Genomic DNA, 19197 nt, shown 5'->3' on the forward strand with positions numbered 1-19197 from the left:
TCTGATGGAGAATTGCCAAAAGTAGAAAAAAGCAACTTAGAGAAGATTTTACGTCATAGAAATCAGTAAACAAAGCTGGATTTAGCTGTTCTAGGTCGGCTTTTTTGTGCTATACTTAAGATATGCATAGAAAAACAGTGATTGATTTTAGGGCTTTGGGGGAGAGATACACTTTTACCCAGCCGATTAAAGAGTTAAAAACGAGAGATTTAGCAGAAGTGGCGGACTTGCTAGCACAAGTGGAAAGCTACCAAGAGCAAGGATATTATGTCGTGGGCTATGTCAGTTACGAGGCTGCACCTGCTTTTGAGGAAAAACTAGCAGTTCACAAGCTTCCTCTATTGGGCGAGTATTTGCTTTACTTTACCGTTCACGATAGGGTGGAAACATCCCCTATTCCTCTGACTTATGAGGAAGTAGATCTGCCTTCAAATTGGCAGGAAGTGACGTCTGCAGAAGACTATGAAAAAGCTATTTCCCAGATTCACCATCATTTGCGTCAGGGGGACACCTATCAGGTCAACTACACTGTCCAACTCAAGCAAGACTTGGGCGCTAATCCTTTTGCCATCTACAATCGCATGGTGGTAGAACAGGAGGCGGGTTACAATGCCTATGTTGAACATGATGAGATGGCAGTGATTTCCATGAGTCCAGAACTCTTTTTTGAGCAAAATGACCGTGAGTTGATAACGCGACCAATGAAGGGAACAACCCAGCGGGGAGTGACTGACCAAGAAGACCTTGCCCAAGCTAGTTGGCTAGAACAGGATCCTAAAAATCGCTCTGAAAATATGATGATTGTGGATCTCTTGCGCAATGATATGAACCGTATTTCTGAAGTGGGCAGTGAGAATGTGGAGCGTCTGTGCCAAGTGGAGCAGTATTCGACTGTTTGGCAGATGACGTCGACCATCAAGAGTCAGTTGCGAGAGGATGTGGACTTGGTTGCTATTTTTCGCTCTCTCTTTCCTTGTGGATCCATAACGGGAGCTCCGAAAATTGCGACCATGGAGATTATCAAAGATTTGGAGCCCCAACCTAGAGGAGTTTACTGTGGAACGATTGGTCTCTTACTTCCAAATGGGCGACGAATTTTCAATGTCGCCATTCGGACTATCCAACTGCATCAAGGGAAAGCCATCTATGGAGTGGGTGGTGGCATTACTTGGGATAGTACTTGGGAATCTGAATACCGAGAAGTTCATCAAAAAGCAGCTGTTCTCTATCGTAAACAAGCTCGTTTCAAACTGATTACAACTGGGAAAATCAGCCAGAAGCGTTTACTATTTGAAGATCAACATCTGGAAAGACTGACAAAGGCGAGTCGTTATTTTGCCTTTCCTTTTGATCCGGAAGACTTGAGACAAAAGATAGAGATGGAGTGTCAGGCCTGTGATTCCCACCAAGACTACCGTTTGCGAATTTTTCTCAGCAAGTCTGGAGAGATGGAACTCAGTCGCCAAATCTTAGCACCCCTCAGTCCAAGTTTCTGCAAAGCCAAACTTTGTCTGCAAGAAGCAGATTTGAATCAATCATTTATCTACTTTAAAACAACTCATAGACCACATTTAAGTCTAGGAGAGCAAGAGAAGATTTACCACAATAAGTCAGGAGAACTACTTGAGACCTCTATTGGAAATCTGGTCTTAAAAATTAATGGTAAACTCTATACACCACCTACCAGTCTAGGAATTTTACAAGGAATCTACCGCCAGCATTTGTTGGAAAGAGGACAGGTAGAGGAAAAAGTTCTGACTTTGGCAGACTTGAACCAAGCGGAGACTATCTATGGCTGTAATGCAGTCAGAGGCTTGTATGAGTTGGAAGTGATATAACTATAGATTTTCAATTAAGTTTTAGATTTATTTCTGAATATTTAATATTTGATTTGAAAGAAAAATTAAAAATATGGTATACTAATAAGTATAAATCAATAAAAATAATGGAGATTTTTATGAAAAAATCAAAAAAAATTTTAGTAACCAGCTTAGCAACTGCAACACTGGGACTTATTTCATTTGCGGATACAAGTGGAGCCTTTCCTTTTTCGGCTCAGCATGTTTCTGCTCAAGAAAAGGATGTATCTAAAAACGGTAAGATTCTAAAAGAGAATACAACTTCGGCGCCAAATCAAGCTGAGAAGTCAAAAACGCCAGCGCAAAATCCTGCTGAGAAACCGAAAACACCAGCACCAAAACCAGAACCAAAACCAGCGCCGAAACCCGCTGAGAAACCGAAAACACCAACTCAAAAACCTGCTGAGAAACCTAAAAATACAAGTCCTAAAGAGGATAAGTCCAAATCTACAGCTCAGTCTGGTTGGGTAGGCTCATCGTACTATGAAAATGGTACTAAAGTTACTAATAAGTGGATTTTTGATAAAAAAGCTAATTCTTATTTCTATCTAAATGCTTCGGGAAACTATGTCCAAAATGCTTGGGTAGGCAATTACTATCTTAAATCAGATGGTAAAATGGCTAAGAGTGAATGGATTTATGATAAAAACTATGGATCCTATTATTATCTAACCGCAGAAGGTAGCTACGCTCGAAACGCATGGGTAGGTAATTACTATCTAAAATCAGACGGGAAAAGAGCTAAAAATGAATGGATTTATGACAATAACTATGGGTCATACTATTATTTAACAGGAGAAGGCAGCTACGCTCGCAACACATGGGTAGGCAATTACTATCTTAAATCAGATGGTAAGATGGCTAAAGCTGAGTGGATTTATGACAAAAACTATGGATCCTATTATTATCTAACAGCAGAAGGCAGCTACGCTCGCAACAAATGGGTAGGTAATTACTATCTAAAATCAGATGGTAAGATGGCCAAAAATGAATGGGTAGATGGTGGTCGTTATTATGTAGGAGACGATGGTGTGTGGCAACCAAAACCAGCGCCAAAGCCAGCACCAAAACCCGCTGAGAAACCGAAAACGCCAGCTCAAAAACCTGCTGATAAACCAAAAACACCAGCACAAAAACCTGCTGAGAAACCAAAAACACCAGCACCAAAACCTGCTGATAAACCGAAAACCCCAGCATCAAAACCTGCTGATAAACCGAAAACCCCAGCATCAAAACCGACTGAAAAAGCTAAAGAAACAACTCCTAAACAGGATAAATCACAATCTAAAGTTCAGTCTGGCTGGGTAGGAAATTACTACCTCAAATCAGATGGAAAGAGAGCTAAAAATGAATGGGTAGATGGTGGTCGTTATTATGTTGATTCTGATGGAAAAAAGGTTAAAAGTGACTGGATTTATGATAAAAACTATGGTTCATATTACTATCTCACAGCAGAAGGCAGCTACGCTCGCAACAAATGGGTAGGAAATTATTATCTCAAATCAGATGGTAAGATGGCCAAGAATGAATGGGTAGATGGTGGCCGTTACTATGTTAATTCTGAAGGCAAAATGGTAAGGGGTAAATGGGTAGATGGTGGTCGTTACTATGTAGGAAACGATGGTGTGCGACAACCAAAACCGGCAGCCGGGAATCCATACTCAGCAGCTTTAAAGACAGCACAAGATTATAATAGGATTCATTTGTCAAAAAAAAGAATTTATGAGATGTTAATTTATGAAGGTTTTAATAGTGACACTGCACAATATGCTATCAATCATTTGCAAGCAGACTATAAGGCGAATGCCTTAGCTCAAGCAAGAGAATACCGAAAGAATGCCAATTTATCAAAGACAGAAATTTATGAGAGGCTAACTTCTCCTTATTTTAGAAAATTTACAAAAGAAGAAGCAGACTATGCCATTCAAAAACTAGATTTAACACCAGAAGGAAGCATTGTCCGCAATAAATGGGTAGGGGACTATTATTATAAATCAGATGGTAAGATGGCCAAGAATGAATGGGTAGATGGTGGCCGTTACTATGTTGATTCTAAAGGCAAAATGGTAAGGGGTAAATGGGTAGATGGTGGTCGTTACTATGTAGGAAACGATGGTGTGCGACAACCAAAACCAGTAGCCGGGAATCCATACTCAGCAGCTTTAAAGACAGCACAAGATTATAATAGGATTCATTTGTCAAAAAAAAGAATTTATGAGATGTTAATTTATGAAGGTTTTAATAGTGACACTGCACAATATGCTATCAATCATTTGCAAGCAGACTATAAGGCAAATGCCTTAATTCAAGCAAGAGAATACCGAAAGAATGCCCATTTGTCAAAGACAGAAATTTATGAGAGGCTAACTTCTCCTTATTTTAGAAAATTTACCAAAGAAGAAGCAAACTATGCCATTCAACATTTAGGTGACTAATTTTTACAAATAGTGAAGCAAATGAGATGTTTTAATTTTGGCTTGTAGCCTGCAAACCTTTGCACAAATCTAACGATTTTGTTATACTATATCTGTAAGCATTTTCAATTAAAAAGGAGAAGACGATGAGTCAAAAGATTATTGGGATTGACCTTGGTGGAACATCTATCAAGTTTGCAATTTTAACTCAAGAGGGAGAAATCCAAGAAAAATGGTCTATCAAGACTAATATTTTGGATGAAGGAAGTCACATTGTAGATGATATGATCGAGTCTATTCAACATCGTTTGGACTTGCTTGGATTGTCAGCCACAGACTTCCGAGGCATTGGAATGGGATCACCTGGTGTGGTTGACCGTGAAAAAGGAACTGTTATCGGTGCCTACAACCTCAACTGGAAAACCCTTCAACCAATTAAAGAAAAGATTGAAAAAGCCTTGGGGATTCCATTCTTCATTGATAATGATGCCAACGTAGCTGCTCTTGGTGAGCGCTGGATGGGCGCTGGTGACAACCAACCGGACGTTGTCTTTATGACACTTGGTACAGGTGTTGGTGGCGGAATCGTGGCAGAAGGCAAATTGCTTCACGGTGTTGCTGGTGCAGCAGGAGAGCTTGGCCACATCACTGTTGACTTTGACCAACCAATCGCATGTACCTGTGGTAAAAAAGGCTGTCTTGAGACAGTTGCTTCTGCAACAGGGATTGTCAACTTGACTCGTCGTTATGCAGATGAATACGAAGGCGATGCGGCCTTGAAACGCTTGATCGACGACGGTGAAGAAGTAACTGCTAAAACTGTCTTTGACCTTGCAAAAGAAGGGGATGACCTTGCTTTGATCGTTTACCGTAACTTCTCACGTTACTTGGGAATCGCTTGTGCTAATATCGGTTCAATCCTAAACCCATCAACAATCGTTATTGGTGGTGGAGTATCAGCTGCGGGAGAATTCCTTCTCCAAGGCGTGCAAAAGGTTTATGACGAAAATACCTTCCCACAAGTACGCACAACAACTAAACTGGCTCTTGCAACTCTAGGAAATGACGCTGGAGTTATTGGAGCAGCATCACTTGTATTGCAATAAGATAATAAAAAGGGGGAAAAACACTACTTTAAAGCCAGTGATTTTCCTCCTTTCTTTTTTTATGCTATACTAGTTAGGACAATAAATGAGGTGAGAGTAAATGACAAAAACTGATACGATTTTTAAAGAAAATATTGAACGAATCCTCAAAGACGGTGTCTTTTCTGAGCAGGCTCGTCCCAAGTACAAGGATGGGACTGTTGCCAACTCCAAGTACGTAACGGGTGCCTTTGCCGAGTATGATTTGTCTAAGGGCGAATTTCCCATCACAACCTTGCGTCCCATTGCGATCAAATCAGCTATCAAAGAAGTGCTCTGGATCTACCAAGATCAATCCAATAGCTTGGAAGTTCTTAATGGCAAGTACAATGTTCATTACTGGAATGACTGGGAAGTGGGAGATACGGGAACCATCGGTGAGCGCTATGGGGCTGTGGTTAAAAAGCACGATATCATCAACAAGATTCTCAAACAATTGGAAGAAAATCCTTGGAACCGCCGCAATATCATCTCGCTCTGGGATTATCAAGCTTTTGAGGAGACAGATGGTCTTCTTCCATGCGCCTTTCAGACCATGTTTGATGTCCGTCGGGTTGATGGGGACATCTATCTGGATGCGACCTTGACCCAGCGTTCGAATGATATGCTGGTGGCCCACCACATCAATGCTATGCAGTATGTGGCTCTTCAAATGATGATTGCCAAGCATTTTGGCTGGAAGGTTGGGAAGTTTTTCTATTTTATCAACAACCTTCATATCTATGATAATCAGTTTGAACAAGCAGAGGAATTGCTCCGCCGTGAGTCGTCAAACTGCCAACCTCGCTTGGTTTTAAATGTTCCAGATGGGACCAATTTTTTTGATATCAAAGCCGAGGACTTTGAGTTGATTGACTATGATCCGGTTAAGCCGCAACTGAAGTTTGATTTGGCTATTTAATACTCTTCGAAAATCTCTTCAAACCACGTCAGCGTCGCCTTACCGTAGATATATGTAACTAACTTCGTCAGTCTTATCTACAACCTCAAAGCAGTGCTTTGAGCAACCTGCGGCTAGCTTCCTGGTTTGCTCTTAGATTTTCATTGAGTACAAAAGAAAATAAAAAGAAGTTGAGATTTCTCAACTTCTTTTGTTGCTTAATGTGATACGCGGCGGCGAGCTGCTTTTTTGCGGTTTTCTTCGATGAAAGCTGCTTTTTGCTCTTCTGGCTCAATCACTTTCTTTTTAATTGCGTATACTGCACCTGCAACGGCAGCGACAGTTCCTGCGACACCTGTTACAAGACCTTTAGCGAATCCTTTAGCCATGAGTCTTCCTCCTTTATCTTCCCAATCAGCCAGGCTCCTTAAGTGGTAGCATTTTTCTGACTGACCTTTTTGTGATATAATAATAGTAACGAAAAAATGGAAATTTTTCAAGGAAAAAAGATGAAAACAAAAATAATTGTGATTGTTGGACCGACTGCTGTTGGGAAGACAGCCCTTGCTATTGAAGTGGCCAAGCGCTTTGGTGGAGAGGTAGTCAGCGGTGACAGTCAGCAAGTATACAGAGGATTGGATATTGGGACGGCCAAGGCTAGCCCGGAGGAGCAGGCTTCTGTTCCTCATCATTTGATTGATGTCAGAGAGGTGACCGAGTCTTACTCGGCTTTTGATTTTGTTTCAGAAGCTAAGAAGGCTATTGAGGATATTAAAAGCCGTGGCAAGCTAGCCATTATAGCTGGAGGCACAGGGCTTTATGTCCAGAGCTTGCTGGAAGGCTATCATCTAGGTGGGGAAACACCTCATGAGGAGATTTTAGCCTATCGGGCTAGCTTGGAGCCTTATTCAGATGAGGAATTAGTCCATCTCGTGAAGCAAGCAGGCCTTGAAATTCCCCAGTTTAACCGTCGTCGTGCCATGCGTGCCTTGGAAATCGTCCATTTTGGTCAGGATTTGGAAAATCAAGAAAGTCCTTATGAACCACTGATTATCTGCTTAGATGATGAACGCAGTCAACTCTATGAGCGTATCAACCACCGAGTGGATTTGATGTTTGAGGCTGGACTTTTGGATGAGGCTAAGTGGCTTTTTGACCATTATCCAGATGTGCAGGCTGCCAAAGGCATTGGCTATAAGGAACTTTTTCCTTATTTTCGTGGGGAGCAGACACTCGAGGAAGCCAGCGAGAGTCTCAAACAGGCAACGCGTCGTTTTGCTAAGCGTCAGCTGACCTGGTTCCGTAATCGCATGCAGGTGACCTTTTATCAGATCGGAGAGTCTGGCGTGAAGGACCGCATTCTAAGCCAGATTGAGGAGTTTTTAAATGATTGAAACGGAGAAAAAAGAGGAGCGAGTCCTGCTCATTGGTGTTGAACTCCAGGGCATGGATAATTTTGACCTCTCTATGGAAGAGCTGGCTAGTTTAGCTAAGACAGCTGGAGCTGTTGTAGTTGATAGCTACAGACAGAAGCGTGAAAAATACGACTCTAAGACCTTTGTCGGTTCTGGTAAGTTGGAAGAAATTGCTCAAATGGTGGACGCAGAAGAAATCACGACTGTCATTGTCAATAACCGTCTGACACCTCGACAAAATGTCAATTTAGAGGAAGTCTTAGGTGTCAAGGTCATTGACCGTATGCAGTTGATTTTAGATATCTTTGCTATGAGAGCTCGAAGCCATGAAGGCAAACTCCAAGTTCATCTTGCACAACTCAAGTATCTCTTGCCTCGTTTGGTTGGTCAGGGGATTATGCTCAGCCGTCAGGCAGGGGGAATTGGTTCCCGTGGTCCAGGTGAAAGTCAGCTGGAGCTGAACCGTCGTAGTGTTCGCAACCAGATTACAGATATCGAACGTCAACTCAAGGTGGTTGAGAAAAATCGAGCGACAGTTCGAGAAAAACGTTTGGAGTCAAGTACCTTTAAGATTGGTTTGATTGGTTACACCAATGCTGGGAAGTCAACTATTATGAATACTTTGACCAGCAAGACTCAGTATGAAGCGGATGAGCTTTTTGCAACTCTAGATGCAACAACTAAAAGCATCCATCTGGGGGGCAATCTACAGGTAACCTTGACAGATACCGTTGGATTTATCCAAGATCTACCGACAGAGTTGGTGTCAAGTTTCAAGTCTACCCTAGAAGAAAGCAAGCATGTTGATCTACTGGTTCATGTCATCAATGCTAGCAATCCTTATCATGAGGAACATGAAAAAACGGTCCTCTCCATCATGAAAGACTTAGACATGGGGGATATTCCTCGCTTGACCCTTTATAATAAAGCAGATTTGGTGGAGGACTTTATACCTACTCAAACGCCGTATGCATTGATTTCTGCCAAATCTAAGGATAGTCGAGAACAGTTGCAGGCTTTATTGCTGGATAAGATTAAGGAAATTTTTGAACCCTTTACTTTGCGCGTGCCTTTTTCTAAATCATACAAGATTCATGATTTAGAAAGTGTTGCGATTCTTGAAGAGCGGGACTACCAAGATGATGGTGAAGTTATCACAGGCTACATAGCTGAGAAAAACAAATGGAGATTAGAGGATTTTTATGACTGATATAAAATCATTGGCCCTCAAGTATGGTGGCTATACTAGCTTGGATAAGGGATATCTAGATCAACTTTTAGCTGGTAAATCTGAGCAGGAGCAGCTAGCCCTCATCACTCCTCCACCCAGTGTAGTGAATGCCTACTTTGCAGAACTCTACCAGAAAAAGAGCCCCGATGCTGCGACGGATTATTTTGCAAAAGTCAGCCAAGAACTGAACCTCTATAATGCTGAGCCAAGTTTCACTTTTGAAAATAAGCCTTTTATCCGCCTCAATCTATCTGGCAAATCCTTTGGCTTTTGCTATGAGGAAGAAGGTCTTGGTCGCATTTTCTCAGAACAAGAGGAAGTAATTACGGATGAATTACTCTTTGAGATTGCGCAAATTTTCCCTCATCAGTTGGTCTTTGAGGAGTCTGGAAAGATTTACATGAAGGCGATTGGAGAGGAAGAAGTCGTCTCTGTGGAGAGTTTGACTCCTCTGACAGACCTGGAAACCTTGGCCGATGGTCGCAAGCGTCTCAAAGGCTACAGCCAAGAGGATTTACTGCAAGAAGCTGCTGCTTTTTCTGGCAAGCGCTATTTCCGATCGGAAAACCGCACAGCTATGTTATATTTTGATTAATTAGAAAGTATCGAATGGATATTCAATTTTTAGGAACGGGGGCTGGTCAGCCCTCCAAAGCCCGCAACGTTTCAAGCCTCGCCCTCAAACTCTTGGACGAGATTAACGAAGTCTGGCTCTTTGACTGTGGTGAAGGAACGCAAAATCGCATTCTGGAAACTACGATTCGACCACGTAAGGTCAGCAAAATCTTTATTACCCACCTACATGGAGACCACATTTTTGGCTTGCCAGGTTTTCTTTCTAGCCGTGCCTTTCAGGCCAATGAAGAACAGACAGATTTGGAAATCTATGGACCGCAAGGAATCAAGTCATTTGTCTTGACCAGCCTACGTGTGTCAGGTTCACGCCTGCCCTATAAGATTCATTTTCATGAGTTCGACCAAGATTCTCTAGGGAAAATTCTTGAAACAGATAAATTCACGGTGTATGCGGAAGAGTTGGATCACACTATTTTCTGTGTGGGTTATCGTGTCATGCAAAAGGACCTTGAAGGAACCTTGAATGCTGAAAAGCTTAAGGCTGCTGGTGTCCCATTTGGCCCACTTTTTGGAAAAATCAAAAACGGACAGGATGTTGTTCTCGAAGATGGGACTGAAATCAAGGCAGCAGACTACATCTCAGCTCCACGTCCAGGTAAGATTATCACTATCTTGGGTGATACTCGAAAAACTAATGCCAGTGTGCGTCTGGCTGTCAATGCGGATGTCCTTGTCCATGAGTCCACTTATGGTAAAGGTGATGAGAAAATTGCCCGCAATCATGGCCACTCAACCAATATACAGGCTGCTCAAGTTGCAGTAGAAGCGGGAGCCAAACGACTCTTGCTCAACCATATCAGTGCCCGTTTCCTTTCAAAAGATATCAGCCAGCTTAAGAAAGATGCTGCAACGATTTTTGAAAATGTCCATGTGGTCAAAGACTTGGAAGAAGTGGAAATCTAGTTGCTAGAGAAAGGAGAATCATGCGAACCATTCTCATTACAGGAGCTAGTGGTGGTCTAGCCCAAGAAATGGTCAAACTCTTGCCAAATGACCAACTCATCTTACTTGGTAGAAATAGAGAAAAATTAGCTCAACTATACGGTAATCATCCTCAGGCAGAATTGATTGAGATTGATATTACCGATGCTCAAGCCTTAGAAGAACTAGTTGCTGAACTCTATCAGCGTTATGGCAAGATTGATGTCTTGATTAACAATGCTGGTTATGGAATTTTTGAAGATTTTGATAAGCTTTCAGATCAAGACATCCACCGGATGTTTGAGGTTAATACCTTTGCTTTGATTAATCTGTCTCGTTTGGTTGCTTCTCGTATGAAGGAGATTCGAAAAGGGCATATCATCAATATCGTCAGCATAGCAGGATTAATTGCGACTGCTAAGTCCAGTCTTTACTCAGCGACCAAGTTTGCGGCTATTGGATTTTCAAATGCTCTGCGCCTCGAACTCATGCCCTATGGTGTCTATCTAACGACGGTCAATCCAGGACCGATTCGTACTGCCTTTTTTGACCAAGCGGACCCAGATGGGAGCTACCTCAAGTCGGTTGACCGCTTTCTTTTAGAACCAGATGCAGTGGCTAGAAAGATTGTCAAAATCATAGGAAAAAACAAACGGGAACTCAATCTCCCAGTTTTGTTGAATCTAGCCCATAAGTTTTATACCCTCTTTCCCAAGCTAGCTGATAAGTTGGCAGGGGGAATCTTTAATTATAAGTAAAAGAAGTTCCTTACAAAAGGAGCTTTTTTATAATATTTAACTGAGTGCCAAAAAAATGTTTGTTTTCGTTCTAAATCTACATTCACTTTTTTTGGAATCTTCTACAAATTTTAGAAAAAACAATCAAAAATATGATTTTTTGTGTTTAGGGTATTGAAATTTCCTATATTATTTTATAAAATAAGGGTAAAAGGCTATGAAAAGTAATACGCTTACAAGGAAATGGAAGCGGTTACTAAAGGAGGATTTTATGGAAAAAGGCCATTGGAATCGTAAAAGAGTCTACAGCATTCGTAAGTTTGCCGTAGGCGCTTGCTCTGTCATGATTGGAACCTGTGCGGTTCTATTTGGAGGAAGTGTCATTGGAGAATCACCAGTTTTCGCCGATGAAACTCCTATCGCTCACACTGTGGAACAAGCAAAAGAGGCAAGTCCGGCAGTGGAGGAAAAAGAAGATCAAACTGTAGCAGAGCACAAGGATGTTGCAAGTGTCGATCAAAGTCAAGCTGCTCCAATTGAAGCAAGCAAACCAGATAAGAAAGAAGATGAACCTGTAGCTCCAAAAGAGGAGAAAGCGTCAGTAAAACCTGAAGAAACAGCTCCAAAGGTAGAATCTCAAGCTTCAAGTCAAGAAAAGCCTGTCAAGGAGGATTTGAAAGCTACGACAAATGAAGAAGTGAATCAAATGATTGAAGATAGAAAAGTGAATTTTAATCAAAATTGGCACTTTAAACTCAATGCGAATCCTAAAGAAGCTGTGAAATCAGATGCCGATGTATCAACATGGCAAAAATTAGATCTTCCACATGACTGGAGTATCTTTAATGATTTTGACCATCAGTCACCTGCCCAAAACGAAGGTGGACAGCTCAATGGTGGTGAGGCTTGGTATCGTAAGACCTTTAAACTTGATGAAAAAGATCTCAAGAAGAATGTTCGTGTGACCTTTGATGGGGTCTACATGGATTCTCAAGTCTATGTCAATGGCCAGTTAGTGGGACATTATCCAAATGGTTATAACCAGTTCTCATACGATATTACCAAATACCTCCACAAAGATGGTCGTGAGAATGTGATTGCTGTCCATGCTGTCAACAAACAACCAAGTAGCCGTTGGTATTCAGGTAGCGGTATCTACCGTGATGTGACCTTGCAAATGACAGATAAAGTTCATGTTGAGAAGAATGGGACAACCATCTTAACACCAAAGCTAGAACAACAGCAACATGGCAAGGTTGAAACGCATGTGACCAGCAAAATCGTCAATATAGACGATAAAGACCATGAACTTGTAGCAGAGTATCAAATCGTTGAACGTGGTGGTCAGGCTGTAACAGGCTTGGTTCGTACAGCGAGCCGTACCTTGAAAGCACATGAATCAACAAGTCTTGATGCTATTTTAGAAGTTGAACAACCAAAACTCTGGACAGTTTTAAATGACAAACCAGCCTTGTACGAATTGATTACGCGTGTTTACCGTGATGGTCAATTGGTTGATGCTAAGAAGGATCTGTTTGGTTACCGTTACTATCATTGGACTCCAAATGAAGGTTTCTCTTTGAATGGTGAACGCATTAAATTCCATGGTGTTTCCTTGCACCATGACCACGGAGCGCTTGGAGCAGAAGAAAATTATAAAGCAGAATACCGTCGTCTCAAACAAATGAAGGAGATGGGGGTTAACTCCATCCGTACAACTCATAACCCTGCAAGTCCACAGACCTTGCAAATCGCAGCAGAACTTGGTTTGCTGGTTCAGGAAGAAGCCTTTGATACGTGGTATGGTGGCAAGAAACCTTATGATTACGGACGTTTCTTTGAAAAAGATGCCACTCACCCAGAAGCTAGAAAAGGTGAAAAATGGTCTGACTATGATCTTCGTACCATGGTCGAAAGAGATAAAAATAACCCAGCTGTCTTCATGTGGTCTATCGGAAACGAAATCGGTGAAGCCAATGGTAATGCTCACTCTCTTGCAACGGTTAAACGCTTAGTAAAAGTGATTAAAGATGTTGATACTACACGTTATGTTACTATGGGAGCAGACAAGTTCCGCTTTGGTGATGGTAGCGGTGATCATGAGAAAATTGCTAATGAACTGGATGCAGTTGGTTTTAACTACTCAGAAGATAACTACAAGAAACTTCGTGCGAAACATCCAAACTGGTTGATTTACGGTTCAGAAACATCTTCAGCAACCCGTACACGCGGTAGCTATTATCGTCCTGACCAAGAATTGGTACATAGCAACCAAGCTTATCGTAATTACGAACAGTCCGATTATGGAAATGACCGTGTTGGTTGGGGGAAAACTGCAACTGCTTCATGGACTTTTGACCGTGACAATGCTGGTTATGCAGGACAATTTATATGGACCGGTACAGACTATATCGGGGAGCCTACACCATGGCACAACCAAAACCATACACCAGTTAAGAGTTCTTACTTTGGTATTGTAGACACAGCGGGTATTCCAAAACATGACTTCTACCTCTACCAAAGCCAATGGGTTTCTGTCAAGAAGAAACCAATGGTTCACCTTCTTCCTCACTGGAACTGGGAAAATAGAGATTTGGCCTCTAAAGTAGAAGATGCTCAAGGAAAGATCCCAGTTCGTGCTTACTCTAACGCTGCAAGTGTAGAATTGTTCTTGAACGGTCAATCTCTTGGAGTTAAGAAGTTCAACAAGAAACAAACTAGCGATGGACGAACTTACCAAGAAGGTGCCAATGCTAAGGAACTCTATCTTGAGTGGAAGGTTGCTTATCAACCAGGTACTTTAGAAGCAGTAGCTCGTGATGAAGCTGGTAAAGAAATTGCACGTGACAAGATTACCACTGCAGGCCAACCAGCTGGAGTTCGCCTCGTCAAGGAAGAACACGCCATCGCAGCAGATGGAAAAGACTTGACTTACATCTACTATGAAATCGTAGACAGTGAAGGAAATGTGGTACCAACTGCCAATAATTTGGTTCGTTTCCAATTGCATGGACAAGGTCAACTGGTCGGTGTTGATAATGGGGAACAAGCCAGCCGTGAACGTTATAAGGCCCAACCAGACGGTTCTTGGATCCGCAGAGCCTTTAACGGTAAAGGTGTTGCCATTGTCAAATCAACTGAACAAGCAGGTAAATTCACACTAACAGCCCATTCAGATCTCTTGAAATCTAGTCAAGTAACGGTCTTTACTGGTAAAAAAGAAGACCAAGAAAAGACCGTTCTCGGAACAGAAGTACCAAAAGTACGTACTGTTATTGAGAAAGAGCCAAAAATGCCGAAGACAGTCGGTTTTATCTACAGTGATGGCAGTCGTGAAAAACGTCCAGTAACTTGGTCTTCAGTTGATGTGAGCCAAGCAGGAGTTGTGACTGTTAAAGGTATGGCAGACGGACGCGAAGTTGAGGCCCGTGTCGAAATTCTAGCAATCGCAAATGAGATTCCAACTGTTAAGCGTGTTGCTCCAGGAACAGACTTGAGTGCTGTTGACAAATACGTTTCTATCGCCGTTACGGATGGAAGCGTACAAGAATACGAAGTTGATAAGTGGGAGATTTCGGAAGCAGATAAAGCTAAACTGTCAGTTGCAGGATCACGTATTCAAATGACTGGTCAACTGGGTGGTGAGACTATTCACGCTACCCTTGTGGTAGAAGAAGGTAATCCTGCGGCTCCTGCAGTACCAAATGTAACTGTTGGTGGCGAATCTGTCACTGGTCTTACTACTCAAAATCCAATGCAATATCGAACTCTTGCTTACGGTGCATCCTTGCCAGAAGTTGTAGCAAGTGCTGAAAATGCAGCTGTTACAGTGGTGCAAGCAAGTGCAGCAAACGGTATGCGTGCAAGCATCTATGTTCAACCAAAAGATGGTGGACCTCTTCAAACCTATGCAATTCAGTTCCTCGAAGAAGCACCAAAAATTGACCATTTGAGCCTACAAGTGGAGAAAGCTGGCAGCCTCAAAGAAGACCAAACAGTGAAATTGTCTGTCCTTGCACACTATCAAGACGGAACACAAGCAGTTTTACCAGCAGATAAGGTGAACTTCTCTACAAGTGGTGAAGGGGAAGTCGCAGTTCGTAAAGGAATGCTTGAGTTACATAAGCCAGGAGCAGTCACTCTGAAAGCGGAATATGAGGGAGCTAAAGGCCAAGTTGAACTCACTATCCAAGCCAATACTGAGACGAAGGTTGCGCAATCTATCCGTCCAGTAAATGTAGTGACAGACTTGCATCAAGAACCTACTCTTCCAACAACAGTAACGGTTGAGTATGACAAAGGTTTCCCTAAAACTCATAAAGTCATTTGGCAAGCTATTCCAAAAGAAAAACTAGACCACTATCAAACCTTCGAAGTTCTAGGTAAAGTTGAAGGGATTGACCTTGAAGCGCGTGCTAAAGTCTCTGTAGAAGGTATCGTTTCGGTTGAAGAAGTCAGTGTGACAACACCAATCGCAGAAGCGCCACAATTACCAGAAAGTGTTCGTACCTACGATTCAAATGGTCACGTTTCATCTGCCAAGGTTACATGGGATGCGATTCAATCAGACCAATACGCCAAGGAAGGTGTCTTTACAGTTAATGGTCGCCTAGAAGGTACGCAATTAACTACCAAACTTCATGTTCGTGTGTCTGCTCAAACTGAGCAAGGAGCAAATATTTCTGACCAATGGACAGGTTCAGAATTGCCACTTGCCTTTGCTTCAGACTCAAATCCAACCGATCCTGTTTCAAATGTCAACGATAAATTGATTTCCTTTAATGACCGACCAGCCAACCGTTGGACAAACTGGAATCGTACTAATCCAGAAGCTTCAGTCGGTGTCCTATTCGGAGATTCAGGTATCTTGAGCAAACGTTCTGTTGATAATCTAAGTGTCGGATTCCACGAAGACCACGGAGTTGGTGTACCGAAGTCTTATGTGATTGAATATTATGTCGGTAAGACCGTTCCAACAGCCCCTAAAAACCCTAGCTTTGTAGGTGAGGAAAACCATGCCTTTAACGATCCTGCAAACTGGAAAGAGGTAAGCAATCTCAAAGCACCAGCTCAATTAAAAGCTGGAGAAATGAATCATTTCAGTTTTGATAAAGTTGATACCTATGCGGTTCGCATTCGTATGGTTCGACTTGATAGCAAGAAAGGAACATCTATCACAGAGGTACAAATCTTTGCGAAACAAGTTGCGGCAGCTAAACAAGGACAAACGAGAATCCAAGTTGACGGTAAAGACTTAGCAAACTTCAACCCTGATTTGACTGACTACTATCTTGAGTCAGTAGATGGAAAAGTTCCTGCAGTAACAGCAAGTGTTAGCAACAATGGTCTCGCTACCGTCGTTCCAAGCGTTCGTGAAGGTGAGCCAGTTCGTGTTATCGCGAAAGCTGAAAATGGTGATATCCTAGGAGAATACCGTCTACACTTTACAAGCAATAAAGACTTGCTCTCTCGTAAACCTCTTGCCGCGGTCAAACAAGCTCGCTTGCTACAAGTAGGGCAACCGCTTGAATTGCCAACTAAGGTTCCTGTTTACTTCACAGGTAAAGACGGTTACGAAACAAAAGACTTGGCAGTTGAATGGGAGGAAGTTCCAGCAGAAAATCTGACAAAAGCAGGTCAATTTACCGTTCGAGGCCGTGTCCTAGGTAGTGATCTTGTTGCTGAGTTCACTGTACGAGTGACAGACAAACTTGGTGAAGCTCTTTCAAATAACCCAGAGTATGATGAAAATAGTAACCGCGCCTTTGCTTCAGCCACTAACGACATTGATAGAAACTCCCATGACCGTGTGGACTATCTCAATGACGGAAATCATTCAGAAAATCGTCGTTGGACAAACTGGTCTCCAACACCATCTTCTAATCCAGAAGTATCAGCAGGTGTGATCTTCCGTGAAAATGGTAAGATTGTCGAACGGACTGTTGCGCAAGCTAAACTTCATTTCTTTGCAGATAGTGGTACGGATGCCCCATCTAAACTCGTTTTGGAACGTTATATTGGCCCAGATTTTGAAGTGCCTACCTACTATTCAAACTACCAAGCCTACGACGCAGGCCATCCATTCAACAATCCAGAAAATTGGGAAGCTGTACCTTATCGTGCAGATAAAGACATCGCAGCTGGTGATGAAATCAACGTAACATTTAAAGCTGTCAAAGCCAAAGCCATGAGATGGCGCATGGAGCGTAAAGCAGACAAGAGCGGTGTTGCGATGATTGAGATGACCTTCCTTGCCCCGAGTGAATTGCCTCAAGAAAGTACCCAATCAAAAATTCTTGTAGATGGAAAAGAACTTCCTGACTTCGCTGAAGATCGTCAAGACTACCAAATCACCTATAAAGGTCAACGTCCAAAAGTCTCAGTCGAAGAAAGTAATCAAGTAGCTTCAACAGTTGTAGATAGCGGAGACGATAGCCTTCCAGTACTTGTTCGCCTTGTTTCAGAAAGTGGAAAACAAGTCAAGGAATACCATATCCACTTAACTAAGGAAAAACCAGTTTCTGAGAAGACTGTTGCTGCTGTACAGGAGGAACTTCCAAAACTCGAATTTGTTGAAAAAGATTTAGACTATAAGACAGTTGAGAAAAAGGATTCAACACTGTATCTAGGTGAAACTCGTGTAGAACAAGAAGGAAAAGTTGGTAAGGAACGGATCTTCACAGCGGTTAATCCTAGTGGAAGTAAGGAAGAAAAACTCCGTGAAGTGGTAGAGGCTCCGACAGACCGCATCGTCTTGGTCGGAACAAAACCAGGAACCTCTCTTCCAGAAGACGAAGTGAAGAACCTTGTCCTCGACAGACCCGAACTTATAGTCGAAGAAGAAACCATCGACTTCAAGGTTCAGGAGCGTAAGTCTGATAAGTTGTACCTAGGAGAAACTCGTGTCCTACAAGAAGGTCAAAAAGGTATTCGTCTTCACTTGATTGAAGTGGAAAATGGAAAACGTCAGCTTAAAGAAACTTACGATAAAGTCGCTGCTCAAGATCGTATAGTAGAAGTTGGCACTAAACCAGGAACTTCTCTTCCAGAAGATGAAGTGAAGAACCTAGTCCTTAACAGACCAGAACTTGTAATCGAAGAAGAAACAATTGATTTCAAGGTTCAGGAACAAAAGAATGATCAGCTTCCAGCGGGTCAAACTCGTGTTCTACAAGAAGGTCAAAAAGGTATCCGTGTTCACTTGATCGAAGTTGAAAATGGCAAGCGAACTGAAAAAGAAAGCTATGATAAAGTCATGGCTCAAGATCGCATTGTAGAAGTTGGTGCGACTAGTGAAACAACTAAACCAGTACCTCAAGAATCTACAAAACCACAAGTATCAGAAAAAGCAGATACAAAAGAAATTGCTTCAAGTAAAGCTAATCAAGCTCAAAAAGAGCAGTTGCCAAATACAGGAAGTGCAGCAAGCCATGCAGCAGTAGCAGCAGGTTTAGCTCTTCTTGGTTTGAGTGCAGGATTAGTGGCCACTAAAGGCAAAAAAGAAGACTAGAATGAATCAGTATTTCTTCTAATTGTATCTCAGAAAGACCAGGGGAACCTGGTCTTTTTAATGGGTAGAAGTATTCTCTCTAGAGTAATTTAACGTTTATGAAATCAGATAACCAAAATGATAAAAGCACTATCTGGTATTGAAAACAAGGTGAACTTATTTTTTAAAAAATAGCGGTAAAATATACCAGATTTTGTTTCGATGATAGGAGAAAACGATACAATAAATTGATGGGGAATTCGATAAGAAAATATAAATTTTAAATAGTAAAATAAATTTTAAAAAATGTTTGATGTTTCTAGCCTTTTTTAAATAGTATGATAAAATATGAAAGTAATGTAGCTATCAATTTTTACTTGAAAAAGGGAAATGGTGATTAGTTGGGGACAATCAATTAGTTTACAATTACATTGTACATTTACAACTGAATATTATAAGAAAGGAAGATT

General features: G+C 41.8%; 11 protein-coding genes. 10 read left to right on the top strand and 1 reads right to left on the bottom strand.

The window, feature by feature from the left end; genetic code table 11:
- The first annotated feature begins 122 nt into the window (after positions 1-122).
- The 4 genes from pabB to MK385_RS01115 all read left to right on the top strand — a co-directional run bounded on the left by pabB (position 123) and on the right by MK385_RS01115 (position 6319).
- Positions 123-1838, top strand: coding sequence for an aminodeoxychorismate synthase component I (gene pabB, locus MK385_RS01100; protein ID WP_268725039.1), 1716 nt, complete (start codon positions 123-125; stop codon positions 1836-1838).
- A gap of 119 nt (positions 1839-1957) precedes the next feature.
- Entirely contained in the window at positions 1958-4294 is a 2337-nt protein-coding gene (locus MK385_RS01105; protein ID WP_268725040.1) for an Ltp family lipoprotein, read from the top strand.
- A gap of 125 nt (positions 4295-4419) precedes the next feature.
- The gene (locus tag MK385_RS01110; RefSeq protein ID WP_000078549.1) at positions 4420-5379 is read left to right on the top strand and encodes an ROK family glucokinase; all 960 of its coding nucleotides are present in this window, start codon (positions 4420-4422) and stop codon (positions 5377-5379) included.
- Positions 5380-5479: 100 nt separating this feature from the next.
- On the top strand, positions 5480-6319 hold the full coding sequence (locus MK385_RS01115; protein ID WP_268725041.1) for a thymidylate synthase: 840 nt from the start codon (positions 5480-5482) through the stop codon (positions 6317-6319).
- A 197-nt stretch (positions 6320-6516) separates the two neighbouring features.
- On the opposite strand, the gene MK385_RS01120 is transcribed toward MK385_RS01115, so the two are convergent.
- Entirely contained in the window at positions 6517-6687 is a 171-nt protein-coding gene (locus MK385_RS01120; protein WP_001051782.1) for a DUF3042 family protein, read from the bottom strand.
- Positions 6688-6807: 120 nt separating this feature from the next.
- Between MK385_RS01120 and miaA the strand changes: the two genes are divergently transcribed.
- The 6 genes from miaA to bgaA all read left to right on the top strand — a co-directional run bounded on the left by miaA (position 6808) and on the right by bgaA (position 18748).
- Positions 6808-7692, top strand: a complete 885-nt coding sequence (miaA, locus tag MK385_RS01125; RefSeq protein WP_268705027.1) for a tRNA (adenosine(37)-N6)-dimethylallyltransferase MiaA — start codon at positions 6808-6810, stop codon at positions 7690-7692.
- A complete protein-coding gene (gene hflX / locus MK385_RS01130; RefSeq protein ID WP_268725042.1) occupies positions 7685-8923 on the top strand; it encodes a GTPase HflX in 1239 nt (412 codons plus the stop codon). The genes miaA and hflX overlap by 8 nt, the downstream gene beginning before the upstream one ends.
- A complete protein-coding gene (locus MK385_RS01135; RefSeq protein ID WP_268725043.1) occupies positions 8916-9539 on the top strand; it encodes a cystathionine beta-lyase in 624 nt (207 codons plus the stop codon). Before hflX ends, MK385_RS01135 begins: the two co-directional genes overlap by 8 nt.
- Before the next feature lie 14 nt (positions 9540-9553).
- Positions 9554-10483 (top strand): ribonuclease Z, encoded by a 930-nt coding sequence (gene rnz / locus MK385_RS01140; RefSeq protein ID WP_268725044.1) that lies wholly within the window; start codon positions 9554-9556, stop codon positions 10481-10483.
- A 20-nt stretch (positions 10484-10503) separates the two neighbouring features.
- The gene (locus MK385_RS01145; RefSeq protein WP_268725045.1) at positions 10504-11259 is read left to right on the top strand and encodes an SDR family NAD(P)-dependent oxidoreductase; all 756 of its coding nucleotides are present in this window, start codon (positions 10504-10506) and stop codon (positions 11257-11259) included.
- A 250-nt stretch (positions 11260-11509) separates the two neighbouring features.
- Positions 11510-18748 (top strand): LPXTG-anchored adhesin/beta-galactosidase BgaA, encoded by a 7239-nt coding sequence (bgaA, locus tag MK385_RS01150; protein ID WP_268725046.1) that lies wholly within the window; start codon positions 11510-11512, stop codon positions 18746-18748.
- Positions 18749-19197 lie beyond the last annotated feature (449 nt).

Source organism: Streptococcus oralis (assembly GCF_026782125.1).
GTDB classification, from domain to species: Bacteria; Bacillota; Bacilli; order Lactobacillales; family Streptococcaceae; genus Streptococcus; species Streptococcus oralis_CE.